This is a genomic window from Natronoarchaeum rubrum, from assembly GCF_024494695.1.
Genome location: NZ_JANHDP010000002.1, coordinates 256,332 through 268,545 on the forward strand (window position 1 = coordinate 256,332; position 12,214 = coordinate 268,545).

Annotated in this window: 15 protein-coding genes; 4 read left to right on the forward strand and 11 right to left on the reverse strand. The window is 68.0% G+C overall.

Annotated features, from left to right (window positions below; genetic code table 11):
• Positions 1 to 10: 10 nt before the first annotated feature.
• From NO931_RS05415 to NO931_RS05425, 3 genes are all read right to left on the reverse strand, one after another.
• On the reverse strand, positions 11 to 1,729 hold the full coding sequence (locus NO931_RS05415; RefSeq protein WP_256391614.1) for an extracellular solute-binding protein: 1,719 nt from the start codon (positions 1,727 to 1,729) through the stop codon (positions 11 to 13).
• 81 nt (positions 1,730 to 1,810) lie between these two features.
• Positions 1,811 to 2,524, reverse strand: coding sequence for a DUF5828 family protein (locus tag NO931_RS05420; protein WP_256391615.1), 714 nt, complete (start codon positions 2,522 to 2,524; stop codon positions 1,811 to 1,813).
• A gap of 218 nt (positions 2,525 to 2,742) precedes the next feature.
• Positions 2,743 to 2,958 (reverse strand): DUF8007 family protein, encoded by a 216-nt coding sequence (locus NO931_RS05425; RefSeq protein ID WP_256391616.1) that lies wholly within the window; start codon positions 2,956 to 2,958, stop codon positions 2,743 to 2,745.
• Between the two features lie 191 nt (positions 2,959 to 3,149).
• On the opposite strand from NO931_RS05425, the gene NO931_RS05430 reads away from it, so the two are divergent.
• Positions 3,150 to 3,752, forward strand: a complete 603-nt coding sequence (locus NO931_RS05430; RefSeq protein ID WP_256391617.1) for a DUF8052 family protein — start codon at positions 3,150 to 3,152, stop codon at positions 3,750 to 3,752.
• Positions 3,753 to 3,815: 63 nt separating this feature from the next.
• Here the strand turns inward: NO931_RS05430 and NO931_RS05435 are convergent, their stop codons facing one another.
• From NO931_RS05435 to NO931_RS05455, 5 genes are all read right to left on the reverse strand, one after another.
• Entirely contained in the window at positions 3,816 to 5,669 is a 1,854-nt protein-coding gene (locus NO931_RS05435; protein ID WP_256391618.1) for a carbon starvation CstA family protein, read from the reverse strand.
• A 116-nt stretch (positions 5,670 to 5,785) separates the two neighbouring features.
• Positions 5,786 to 6,793, reverse strand: coding sequence for an ArsA family ATPase (locus NO931_RS05440; RefSeq protein WP_256391619.1), 1,008 nt, complete (start codon positions 6,791 to 6,793; stop codon positions 5,786 to 5,788).
• Positions 6,793 to 7,089 (reverse strand): DUF7990 family protein, encoded by a 297-nt coding sequence (locus NO931_RS05445; protein WP_256391620.1) that lies wholly within the window; start codon positions 7,087 to 7,089, stop codon positions 6,793 to 6,795. Before NO931_RS05445 ends, NO931_RS05440 begins: the two co-directional genes overlap by 1 nt.
• A gap of 138 nt (positions 7,090 to 7,227) precedes the next feature.
• Positions 7,228 to 7,545, reverse strand: coding sequence for a hypothetical protein (locus NO931_RS05450; RefSeq protein WP_256391621.1), 318 nt, complete (start codon positions 7,543 to 7,545; stop codon positions 7,228 to 7,230).
• A 181-nt stretch (positions 7,546 to 7,726) separates the two neighbouring features.
• On the reverse strand, positions 7,727 to 7,912 hold the full coding sequence (locus NO931_RS05455; protein WP_256391622.1) for a DUF5786 family protein: 186 nt from the start codon (positions 7,910 to 7,912) through the stop codon (positions 7,727 to 7,729).
• 133 nt (positions 7,913 to 8,045) lie between these two features.
• Between NO931_RS05455 and NO931_RS05460 the strand changes: the two genes are divergently transcribed.
• Positions 8,046 to 8,408 carry a hypothetical protein gene (locus NO931_RS05460; protein ID WP_256391624.1) on the forward strand — a complete coding sequence of 121 codons (363 nt, stop codon included), beginning with the start codon at positions 8,046 to 8,048 and terminating at the stop codon, positions 8,406 to 8,408.
• Positions 8,409 to 8,525: 117 nt separating this feature from the next.
• Here NO931_RS05460 and NO931_RS05465 read toward each other — a convergent pair whose 3' ends face one another.
• The gene (locus NO931_RS05465; RefSeq protein WP_256391625.1) at positions 8,526 to 9,620 is read right to left on the reverse strand and encodes an NADH:flavin oxidoreductase/NADH oxidase; all 1,095 of its coding nucleotides are present in this window, start codon (positions 9,618 to 9,620) and stop codon (positions 8,526 to 8,528) included.
• Positions 9,621 to 9,689: 69 nt separating this feature from the next.
• Positions 9,690 to 10,100 (reverse strand): SRPBCC family protein, encoded by a 411-nt coding sequence (locus tag NO931_RS05470; protein WP_256391626.1) that lies wholly within the window; start codon positions 10,098 to 10,100, stop codon positions 9,690 to 9,692.
• A gap of 249 nt (positions 10,101 to 10,349) precedes the next feature.
• Between NO931_RS05470 and upp the strand changes: the two genes are divergently transcribed.
• Together upp and NO931_RS05480 are read left to right on the forward strand one after the other, a co-directional pair.
• Positions 10,350 to 11,024, forward strand: coding sequence for a uracil phosphoribosyltransferase (gene upp / locus NO931_RS05475; RefSeq protein ID WP_256391627.1), 675 nt, complete (start codon positions 10,350 to 10,352; stop codon positions 11,022 to 11,024).
• 197 nt (positions 11,025 to 11,221) lie between these two features.
• On the forward strand, positions 11,222 to 11,419 hold the full coding sequence (locus NO931_RS05480; RefSeq protein WP_256391628.1) for a DUF7569 family protein: 198 nt from the start codon (positions 11,222 to 11,224) through the stop codon (positions 11,417 to 11,419).
• Between the two features lie 184 nt (positions 11,420 to 11,603).
• On the opposite strand, the gene NO931_RS05485 is transcribed toward NO931_RS05480, so the two are convergent.
• The gene (locus NO931_RS05485) at positions 11,604 to 12,212 is read right to left on the reverse strand and encodes an IMPACT family protein (protein WP_256391629.1); all 609 of its coding nucleotides are present in this window, start codon (positions 12,210 to 12,212) and stop codon (positions 11,604 to 11,606) included.
• Between the last annotated feature and the right edge of the window lie 2 nt (positions 12,213 to 12,214).

Here is a 12,214-nt window from a genome sequence, read left to right on the forward strand (position 1 = left end):
CCGCCGGCCCCTACAAGTGCCTACCGACCGAGCGCTCCGCTAGCGGACTCAATCTCCCACTCAGACCGGATCTCTCCTCCCATTCGACCCGGATCATCTCGGCGGCCTCGTCGAACCGGGAGTCGATGTCGGCGCCGTCCTGCAGGACGTCGTACATGGCGTCTTCGGTGGGCGTCCAGACCGAACTCATGCGCGGGTGGTTCGGCATCGCGATCCCCTCGTCGTAACTGCCCTTGAACCCGGCGACCTGCGAGCCGAGATCGTCGGCGCTGATCGATTGCAGCACCGGCACGTCACCGTGTGCATCAGCGTACGCCAGTTGGCGCTCCTCGCTCTGGGAGATCCAGCTGGCGTAGTTCAGTGCGGACTCGCGACGATCCTCGTCGTCGTACATCCGCTCCGAGAAGTACCACATCGAGGTGCCCGTGTACGGTGACGGCGTGTTACCGTCGATCGTCGGGAACGACGTGACACCGACGTCGATGCCGTTGTCCTCGAAGGTGCCGATACTCCAGGGGCCGTTGACCGCGAGCGGCGCGTTTTCGTTCTGGAAGACCGCCTGCTGCGGGCCGGGGTTGGTGTCGGCCGGGACGTAGGGCCAGATGCGGTCGCGAATGAACTCCATCCCGCGCTTGGTCTCGTCCATGTCCAGCCCGGTCACGCCCTCGCCGTCCTCGTTGACCTGGAAGTAGTAGCCGCCGAAGGCGTGCATCCAGGCGCTGGCGAAGTAGGCGTCGATCGGGTGCGAGAGGCCGAACTGACCGTTGTTCGGATCGTTGTACTCCTGCATGATCGACTCCATCTCCGCGAACGTCTCGGGCGGAGAGTCGATCATGTCCTTGTTGTACAGCAGCGAGACCGTCTCGCCGCCGACCGGCAGCCCGACGACGGCGTCCTCGGCGCCGACCGTGATGGCCTGAACGGCCGCCTCGCTGAACGTCTCCTCGAGGTTGATGTCGATGTCGTCGCTGGCGTCGTACAGGAAGTCGCGCTGGTAGTGGTTACCGACCCAGTGCTGTGCCCAGCGGTACATCTCGGGGCCGTCGCCCGAGTCCAGTGTCGTCTCGACGTTGTTCCGGAGGTCGCCGTTCTCCTCGGACACGATCTCGGCGTCGTTCTCGTCGTTGTAGATGCTGAGGCTCTCCTCGAACGTCTCCGTCTCCGACGACGTCATCGCGTGCCACACCATCGCATCGCCCGTCGGATCCTCACTTTCCTCGTCACCAGGGCCGATCCCGCTGACGTTGAGCGTCGCACGCGACTGGACTCGCGTCCCTCCCCGACGGTACCAGCCGTCCTCTTTCAACTGCGTCTCGGTGAACTCCATCGCCTCGGTGTCGTTGCTGTCGTAGTGAAGCGTCGCGACGACCGAAACTTCGTCGCGCTCCGACCAGTCCTCTACGGAGACGTAGGAGTTTTCGCTCGGTAGTTCGATCTCGATCGACTCGTGGCTTCCAGCCGATAGAAGGTCGGATGCCCCGAGTCTAGACACTCTGTCGTCGTAGACGACGACGAATCCGCCCTCGGGCAGCGTCGCCGACGCTACGGTGACGCTCCCGCCGTCGAACGACTGATCTGCGATCGCTACCGATGGACTGGTGTCGTCTTTCGTCTCGTCCGACGACGCTTCGTCGTCGCCGATCGGAACGTCGCCGGAACAGCCGGCCAGAAGCGTGATCCCGCCCGTCGCCCCGAGACGCCGAAGCAGCGCCCGTCGGTTCGTATCCATGCCATATTTCCGCACTATATTATGTAAAAACTTGTCGGATAGAACTAGCGAAAACGGATGGCGGACCGCACTGGCGGGCGCTCAGTTCTTCGACGGCTTCGAGCGTCCGTCGTTCTCGTCCTCGGGCGGTTCGACGCCTTCGGCGGCCGCGACGACGTCGGTGTCTTTCTCGGTGTCGACGTGCCACCGGTCGACCTCGTCCTCGTACTCGGCGAGTCGCGACGATACCTCGTCTTTGAGCTCGTCGTCGTTGACGTTGATCTCGAAGACGAACGTCTCCTCGCCGTTGCGGGTCGAGCGCTGGAGGTTCGCGCTGATCAGCTCGTTGTCGAAGTAGTAGGGAGCGAGCTGGGTCATCACGCGCTGGTAGACGGTGTTCTCGACGGTCCGAAGCGCTTTGCGGCCCGCCGAGTCGGCGGCGCGGGCGACGTACTCGATCGACTCGCCCCACTTGTCGACCGCGCCGTCGGCGTCGTCCTCGTCGAGTTTTTCGTAGGACTCGGTGAGCTTCTCCCCGGCGGTGCGAATGTCCTCGTCGGGATTCTTGCCGGCCTGCTCGCCTTTCCCCTCCTTGACGCTGGCCTGGTCGGCGGTCTTCTCGCTGACGTCCTCCTCGATTCGCTCGTGGGCCTTGGGTCGCCACTCGTCCCACTCGGCGAACGCGTCCGGGTAGCTCGGCTCCCCGGCGGACTCGTTGGCGTCGACGTCGCGCAGTGCCCGGGAGATCCGCTCGCCGTGCTCGACGACGTCGCCCCACGTCCCGCGGATCTTGAACCCGGAAATGCTCTCTTCCATGCCGTTGAGTACCCGCTAAGGACACCGGCGGTTAAACCCTTTGCCCCGGGTGCGTAGGTACCGACCGACCGCAGTACCGACGTAGTTCGGTCGCCGGTTCGGCGCTCCACGTTTGGCGTCTCGACGCCGCTGCACGTCCCGCCGTGGCGTCCCGCCCCGGTGCGGCTCGTCGCTCATCCTATCGTGCTGCGGCTCGCCGCGCGTCCGGCGCGACGCCGTCACCGCCCGTAGGTCAGTCTGGTCGCGATTTCGTCGAGGCGTCGCTTGAGCCGGCCGGCCGCGACCTGCGGTCGCATCGCCGCGCGCGCCTCCCGCTCGTCGACCTCGATGCGCTCGCCGCCGAACGGGTCGCGCTCGTCGCTCTCGTCGTCGGTCGCGTCGACGACCGAGCTGACGCCGCAGCGGCCGCAGGCCTCCGTGCGTTTCCCTCCCATCTCGGTTGTGAGTACGTCCCACGCCCGGGTAAAGGTTTCAGCGGCGTCGGCGCCCGGCCGAACTCGTCCCCAATTTCTCCAGCCGAACTTCGGCGTCTCGACGCCGGTCGTCCCGCCGCGCGGCGCCGTCTCGTTTCGGCTCGCGAGACGCCGCTGTCAGCTATATATGGTGGTTCGATCACAGTTCACACATGGGAACCGAGGCCCTCGAACGCCCGCCGCCGACCGAGGAGCCGGCGCCGGAGTGGGACGACGAGTATCTCGACGACGCCGCCGACCGGCTCGCGCACAACTACGATCTCGCGGCGAACGTGACGATTCGGGACGAGCCGTTCGATCTGTACGGCCGGATGAAGATGAAAAGCCAGAAGCACTTCCTGCACCCCTCTATCTCGTTCGCCCAACACGAGGCCCACGAGCACCTGTTCGTCCGGCGGGTCGACGCGCTGTACGTCGCGGAACTGGAGCATCTCGTCGAGTTCTGTCACGATCTAGCCGACGACTGGATCGAGCCCGACGAGGAACACTACGGCACCGAGTTCACTGCCGTGCTCGTCCCGCCGGTGCTCACCGACGACGTCCGATCGTTCGTCGAGGACTTTCGCGACCGGACGCTCATCAAGTTCGGCTACCACGGCCACTACGAGATCAACCTCGTCGCCGTCGCGCCCTCGGACGAGGAACTCGTCGCCAGCGAGAACGCCGACGTCCGGTCGGTGTTCGAGACGTGGGAGCCGATCGAGCGTACCGAGCCGGGGCTGTTCGATCTGCTCAAACGTCGGCTGCAGTTGTAATCGGTCGCCGGCCAGAAAACGGCGTCCGGACGAAAACGGCGTCCGGCGTCTGGATGCCGACGCTCAGTCGTCGCTGGGTTCGCTCGGTTCGCCTCCGTCTGCCGCGGCAACCTCGCCGCCGGTCCTGACGCGCTGGATGTTGCTGTACCCCATCCTGACCAGCGACAGCGCCAGCCCCACGAGTACGAACGCGATGACGATCTGTAAGGACGTGCCGATCAGGTCGAGTACCGTCGCGTCGGCTCTCCAGGCGCTGTCGAGCAGCTTCACGGCGATGTTCTGATACAGCGCCAGCCAGAGCAAGCCAAGCACCGTGATCGACGCCATCACCACCATCGGGACGCCGGTGCTGACGAGCTGCTTGGCCTCGTCCCAGTTGGCGAGCCAGACCGTCGCGGTCAGCAGCGCGAGCGCGGCCAGCAGCTGGTTGGCGCCGCCGAACAGCGGCCAGAGGTCCTCCCAGCGCCCGCTGGTGACCAGCAGGTAGGCGAGCGCGACCTGCACGCCGGTGCTGAAGTAGCGGTTCGCGGCGACCGACTGGGTCGTCGTCTCGGGCGTCTCGACGATCTCTTCGAGCATGTACCGGCCCAGCCGCGCCGCGGTGTCGGTGCTGGTCAGCAGGAAGCTCACCAGCACCAGCGCCATGAAGGGCGCGCCGTACGACGTCGGGATGCCGAAGCTCGTGAAGATGACGCCGCCGCCGGTCGCGAAGTTCGGCAGCGCGAGGCCGATCCCGCCCGACGCCGCCACGTCGGCGACCAGGACGACCGTACAGAGCGCGACCGTCGCGAGCAGCCCCTCGCCGAGCATCCCGCCGTAGCCGATCAGGCGGGCGTCGGTCTCCTTGTCGAGCTGCTTGGCGGTGGTGCCCGAGGAGACCAGCGAGTGGAACCCGCTGATCGTCCCGCAGGCGATCGTGATAAAGAGCAGCGGGAACAGCGGCATCAGCGCGAAGCTGGCGACGTCGCTCCCCCAGAATCCGTAGTACGCCTGCGTGTTGACCGTCAGCGGCTCGGCCGCGGTGCCGAACACCGTGCCGACGATGATCGCCAGCAGGGCGCCGCCGACGCCGGCGTACAGCAGGAACGACGAGAGGTAGTCCCGGGGCTGGAGCAGCGTCCACACCGGCAACACGGCCGCGACAAAGGCGTACAGCAACACGACGACGATCCACGCCGCGATGTTCGGGTTGAACAGCTCGGCGCCGGGCAGCCACGCGCCGCTGCTCGCGAACACCACGAGCGTACCGGCGGGGTAGCTCGCGTCGCCGACCGCCGGGAACAGCGCCAGCGGGTACTGCACGCCGATCCAGACGCCGGCGAACACCGCCGAGACGAACGCGACCGTCCCCGGAATGAACGGCAAGTCGAGCTGATACAGATAGACGCCGAAGATCAGCGCCAGTCCGATGTAGATGATGCTCGCGGTCGCCGCCTGCGGGTAGGCGTCCAGCACGATGCCGACGACGAGCGCGAACACCGCCACGACGAGGATGATCGTCAGGAACGCGAACCACAGCAGCCGATTCTTCCCGCGCTCCCCGAGGTACGTGCCGATGATCGACCCGATCGATTTGCCCTCGTGGCGGATCGATCCCGACAGCGACATGAAGTCGTGGACGGCGCCCATCAGCGGGTTCCCGATCGCGACCCACAGCACGGCCGGCACCCACCCCCAGACCAGCGCCGCCGTGATCGGGCCGACGATCGGCGCGCCGCCCGCGATGCTCGAATAGTGGTGCCCCAACAGGACCGGCTTCTTCGACGGCACGTACTCCTGTCCGTCTTCGTGCTTGTGCGCCGGCGTCGTCCGCTCTTCCTCCAGATCGACGAAGTTCGCCAAGTATCGGGAGTATCCCAGATACCCCGCGCTGAACATCCCCAGCACGCCGAGCACGAGCCATATTACCTGAACCATCCGTTCTCCCCCAGGTTACCATTATCAATACTGATAATAAATCTTGGTACCGGATGTCACTGTGGGCAGAACGATCCGATCGGCGGACGTCGATACGCTTGCGACTGCCGGTTCGGTCACCCCGCTCGCTCGTCAGTCGCCCCGGCGCGCGCGGCCCGTATGTCGAGCGCCTCGGCGACGGCGTCGAGCTGCTCGCCCCGGATCTCCTCGATCCGCGACTCGATCGTCGCGACGACGGGCGCCTCGAACGTCGACCGGATCGTCGCCAGCCGCTCGCGTTCGGTCTCGCGTCGGGCGCGCAGGTACCGGGCGCCGCGGCCGTCCTCGTGGTCGTCCGGGGCGGGCGTGAGCCGGTTGACGACCAGCCCCCGGACGCCCAGATCGTACTCGGCGAGATCCGCAATCGCGCGCTCGGTCTCCCGGATCGACAGCGCGTCGGGGTTCAGCACGAAGAAGAAGGCGGCGTCGTCTCGGAGCACCTGCCCGGCGAACTCGAAGTTCTCCTTGCGCTCGCGCAGGCGGGCGACGATCGGATCGTCGTCGATATCGGGGGCCTGCCGTTCCCCGATCGCCGCTTTCTCGTAAAGGTCGATGCTCTCTGCGCGCTTGCGGACCAGCCGGTCGATCCACGACTCCAGCAACTCAGGTAGCGACAGCAGCCGGAGCGTCCCGCCGGTCGGTGAGGTGTCGAACACGACCCGGTCGTACTCCTCTCGGGATCGCATTACGGCGACGAACCGGTCGAACAGCGCGGCCTCGTACGCGCCGGGCGTCCGGTGGGCCAGTTCGATCTGCTGGTCGATCTCGTTGACGATCGCCGGGCTCACCTGATCGGACAGCGACCGCCTGATCCGGTTCATGTGGGCCTCGACCTCGGCGTCGGGATCGATCTCCATCGCCCACAGATTCTCGCGGCCCTCGACCGATCGCGGCTCGTCGACGAACTCCTGATCGAACACGTCGGCGGTACTGTGGGCCGGATCAGTCGAGACCAGCAGCGTGTCGAGCCCGTTCGCCGCGCAGCGCGTCGCGTACGCGCTCGACACCGTCGTCTTGCCCACGCCGCCTTTCCCGCCGAAGAAGACGAACCGGTCGGTCTCGCCGACAGTACCGTTCCCCGCCATCAGAAGTGGTACTGCTGACCTTTCCGTTCGATCACCGACGAGCGGTCCCACATCCGGCGTTCCCACTGCTCGAACTCCTCGGCGAGATAGGGCAGCAACTCGGCGGTGTAGTACGACGCCGGGCTCGGGACGCCGAACGCGTCCGCGAAGCAGGCCAGCAGGAACTCGTCTTCCCGATCTTCGGCTTCCTTCTCGATCAGTTCGTACGCGGGGTGCTCGATCATGCCGTGATAGAGCCCGCCGAGCACCTCTCGGAGGTACTCGCGGTAGGCGGCGATCCGTTCGGCGAGGCTCATACGGTAGGTATCGGCCGATCGGCAGTTAAACGGGTGGTGTACGTAACCACGGCACACGCCGCGCTCCGCCGCGGCGTCCGGACGCCGCCGCTCGGCTCTGTCGGCCGACCGCCGCGCCTACGGCGGTCGCCCTCGTCGCTACAGCACCAGCGGGAGCGCGAACAGCGGCACCAGCGCGACGAGCGCGACGCCGCCGTACAGCAGGCGCCGGAGTCGCAACTCGACGGGCACTTCGCGCCGGAGTTCGGGCCGGACGGTCCAGACGAAGCGGCGGTGCGCGACGGCCGTCGTCAGCGCCGCCACGCCCGCGCAAGTCGCGAGCGCGGCCGGCAGCGACAGCCCGAGCGTGAGGAGGTAGCCGGGGCCCAGCGAGAACGTCGCGGTGCCGGCGAGGACGGCGACGACGACGAACGGGACGGGATCGACGGCTCGTCCGTGGCGATTCCGTAGCTCCATGGTTAGTGGGGCCGCTCGCGACCGGGGGTCGCGCCGCGGCGAAGTCGTCCCGGCGTAAGCGACTGGTGGGTATAAGCTTCGTGTCCGAGGTCGATCCGCTCCGGCCGCGGCCGGCTGGCGTCGACGATACTGGCGGCTACGGAACGTTCGACGGGGCGCGAAAAGTGGGGCTATCGGGCGGTTACTCGTCGTCGTCTTCGTCTTTCATCTCCTGGAGACGACCGACCAGATCCTCGGTCGACCCCTCCGCCTCGAAGGAGACCTCTCCCTCGTGGTCTTCTTCGTGCACGTTGACGGCCTCGGAGTCGTCGTCCTCGTCGACGCTCTGGTCTTTCTGCTCGGATTCGTCGTAGCTACCAAAACCCATACTCGGAGAGACGCGAGTGAGCTACTAAGGTAGTTCGGTCCGGCCACCGGTTCGGGTGGCGTCCACAATCGTGCCGCGTGCTGTCACGGCGTCTCTCGCCACGCTTTTGCGAGTACGGGCCGACGCCTCGGGCATGTCCGATCCGGCACTCCGCGAGGAGGGCGGCGTCACGGTGCTCGCGCTGTACGAGACCCGTCGTGAGCGCGAGCGCGTCGCCTCGATCGAGGACGCCGTCGAACTGATCGCCGACTCCGAGCCGTCCGACGCCGTCTGCCGGAAGATCGTCACCCGCGACGACACCGTCGTCTACGACTCGACCCGGAACGGCTCGATCGAGAACTGGGCCGCCGAGTGGCGCCTCGAACGCGAGCGGCTCTCGGTGAGCGAGGACGTGCACGCCTGCCCGCACGAGTCGCCGGGCTGCACGGCTGAGGATCTCTGTCTCCAGTGCGCGATGGACCGGCAGATCGAGCGCCACAGCACGTCCGGCCGGTAGTCAGGTCGGGTGTCGCTGCCGTGGTTCGACGCCGCGGCCGTGGTTCGACGCCGCGGCCGGGGTCCGACGCCGCGAGTCGGCATCTCGCGGCCGGGTAAGCGGCTCGTGCCGGCGCGCTCAGTACGCCCGCTCGTACTGCTCGGGCACGTCGGCCCGATCGAGCGCGTCGAGTTCGCGCGCGGCCCGGAGCGCGAACTGGGGGTCCCGAAGGTGCTCGCGCCCGACGATTGCCAGGTCGGCCCGGCCGTTCCGGACGACGGCGTCGGCCTGCTGGGCCGTCGTGATGCCGCCGACCGCGCCGACGGCCACGTCGTGCTCGCTCTCGGCGCGGACGTGCTCGGCCAGGGGCACCTGGTAGTTCGGCCCGCCCGCGGGCAGTTGCTGGTCGGGGTGGAGCCCGCCGCTGGAGACGTCGATCAGGTCGGCGCCGGCGTCGGCCAGCAGGTCCGCGAGCCGGGCCGACTGTTCCCGGGTCCACGAGTCCCGGTCGGGCAGCCAGTCGGTGCCGGAGATTCGCACGAACACCGGTCGGTCGTCGGGCCACACCTCGCGGACGGCCTCGACGACCTCGACGACCAGTCGCGCGCGGTTCTCGAAGCTCCCGCCGTACTCGTCGGTCCGGTCGTTGGCGACCGGCGAGAGGAACTCGTGGAGCAGGTAGCCGTGGGCGGCGTGCACTTCGGCGATCTCGAAGCCGGCGTCGAGCGCGCGCTCGGCGCCGCTCCGGAACGCCTCGATCACGTCCGCGATGTCCTCCCGAGTCATCTCGCGCAGCGCAACGTCCTCGTTGCCGGGGTACGGTGTCGCGCTCGGCGCGATCGCCTCCCAGCCGCCCTCCTCGGGTGACAGCGGCTCGTGGCCCTCCCACGGGCGACTCGTCGAGGCCTTCCGCCCCGCGTGGGCGAGCTGGATCGCCGGGACGCTGCCCTGCGCGCGGACGAACTCGGCGACCGGCGCCAGCGCGTCGGCGTGCTCGTCGCTCCAGATGCCCAGGTCGTGGGGCGAGATGCGCCCGCGGGGCTCGACGGCGGTCGCCTCGGTCATCACGACGCCGGCGCCGCCGATCGCCCGGCTCCCGAGGTGGACGCGGTGCCAGTCGGTCGCCAGTCCGTCCCGGTCCTCGCAGGAGTACTGGCACATCGGGGAGACCATCACGCGATTCGGGAGCTCCGTTCCGCGTAGCTCCAGCGGCGAAAACAGGTCGTCGGTCATCGCCCGCGAGTTGGGCCGTGGCGTCGAAAGGGCTGGCGGTAGCCCCCTGGAGTTCCGGAATCGCGGCGGCTACTCGACGTCGTCGGCCAGCGCGTCCAGCAGCCGGTCGAGCTCGCCGCGGCGCTTCCAGCCCGCGATCCGATCGGCGATCGCGGCGGGCGGGGCACCGAGGCTGACCGACGAGGACACCCGCACGCGAGTGCCCTCGTTTTTGGGCTCGTACGTCAGCGTCGTCTCCATAGCCTCCAGCGGGCCGTCCGCGCCGAGCTGCTCGTACTCGTATCCGCGCTCGCGGGCCTCGAATCGAAGCGCGAGTTCGAGGCCGGGCCCGCCGGCCGTGACGATCGTCTCGCCGTCGCGCTCCTCGATCTCTCGGACCGAAAACGAGCCCTCGTACTCGACGATCCGGCGCGGCGTCAGCGCGCGCTCGACGGCCGCGGGCGGCGCCCGGACGAACCGCGAGGCCTCGACAGAGCGCATCGTATGGACGCTGAGCGAGGCGGCACTTGAACGTCGGCGTCCTGCCGAGGCGAAGCCGAGGCAGGGCTTGGAGAGCTTTGCTCTCCAGCGTCCTGCCGAGCGTGCGAGGTGGTTCGAGAGCGCGAAGCGCTCTCGTCATGCCGAAGATCTTGATCTTCGAGCACAGGGCTCGCGGAGCAGTGCTCCGCGGCGTCCGCATCGTCGGAGAGGATCGGTAGGTTATACTCGCCGGATCACGACCCTCCGGTAATGACGATCGAAGACCGCGACGAGGCGTACGTCGTCACGCATGCGCTCGCCAAGCACACCCTCTCGAAGCTCCGGGACGTCGAGACCGAGCAGGTCGCGTTCCGCAAGGGCCTGGTGAAGCTCGGCCGCATCTGCGGCTACGAGATCATCGACGGCCGGATGGGCACCGAGTACGTCTCGCTCCAGACGCCCTTAGAGGAGACGATGGGCGAGCAGGTCAAGGGGCTCGACGACGTCGTGATCATCAACGTTCTCCGCGCCGCGACGCCGTTCGTCGAGGGGCTGTTGAAGGCGTTCCCCCGCGCCCGCCAGGGCGTGATCAGCGCCAGCCGCGACGAGACCGGCCGCAACGAGGACGGCTCGTTCCCGATCACCGTCGACTACGTCAAGCTCCCCGAGATCACCGAGGACGACACCGTGATCGTCGCAGACCCGATGCTCGCGACCGGTTCGACGATGTGTACGGTGCTCGATCACGTCACCGAGAACTCGCCCGAGCCGGAGAACTTCATCGTCCTCTCGGCGGTCAGCGCCCCCGACGGCCTGCTCCGGGTCGGCGATCAGTTCCCCGACGTCGACCTGCTGACGGTCGCCATCGACGACTACCTCGACGACGACGGCTACATCGTCCCCGGACTGGGCGACGCCGGCGACCGGGCGTTCCGGACGCAGTAGCCCGGCCGACGCACGATTTTTTGTGTCGGCGACCGGACGTCCGTCCGGTGACGACCGATTCGACCGCGACGCGCGAGCGGCGCTCCTGACGCCGCGGCGGCGTCGGCGTCGCGCGATTGGCTCGTCGACGCCGCGGTGGCCGTGGCGTCGATGCCGACCCTAGAGCTTTGTGGGTGAGGAACGCAGGTCAGTCCAGTATGTCAGACGCCTGCGACGGCTGCGGGGACTCGATCTCGGACCCGCTGGCGCGGACGGTGCGGCTCACCGTCGACCGCTCACAGGTCGACGCCCAGCGGCTCTGTCCGGCCTGCTTCGCCGACTGGATCGAGCGCTACCGCGACGAGATGCAACCCGAGGAACGCGAGACGATCGACGACGAGATCATCGTCGACTGACGCCCGCGATCAGCGGGGATCGACGCGCGCCGAACCCCTTCGTTTCGTGTCGAGACCGCTAGACGGAGCGTCCGCAGCGTCGCGGCTTCGGCGCCGATACCGAGCGCTCTGGAGCCGTACTGTCGCGAGGTCGCCGAATTCGTTCGTGTGCGAGTAAATGTTTTCGTCGAGATACGTCGCGGCGTCAGCGCTCGTCGTCGAACTCCGCGCGCCCGCTGGTCGCGCTCCGGATTCGGTCGCGCAGGTCGTCGGCGTCCTCGACCGGCGCGCGCACGGCGATCGTCACGCGCTCCTCGTAGTCGGCGTCGAACTCGACGCCCGCACTCTCGACGATCCCCCGGACGGTTCCCGAGTCGTCGTAGTCGACGACGACCGCGAAGCGCTCGTGGGGTCGCTCCTCGATGACTCCGGCCGCATCGAGTCCGTCCTTGACCGCCCGGGAGTACGCCCGCGCGAGACCGCCGACGCCGAGGTTCGTCCCGCCGTAGTAGCGCGTCACGACGGCGACGACGTTCTCCACGTCCTCCTGCTGGAGCACGTTCAGCGCGGGCTTGCCCGCCGAGCCGGTCGGTTCGCCGTCGTCGCTGGCCCACTCGCGGAGCGGGTCTGCCCGGACGCGGTAGGCCGGAACGTTGTGGGTCGCGTCGTCGTACTCCTCGCGCACGTCGTCGACGAACGCCTCGGCGGTCTCGACGTCGGGCGCTGGCGCAACGTGGCCGATGAACTCCGACCCCGTCACCTCGAACTCGGCGCGGCCCCTGCCGGCGACCGTGCGGTACGGTTCCTCGGCCATGC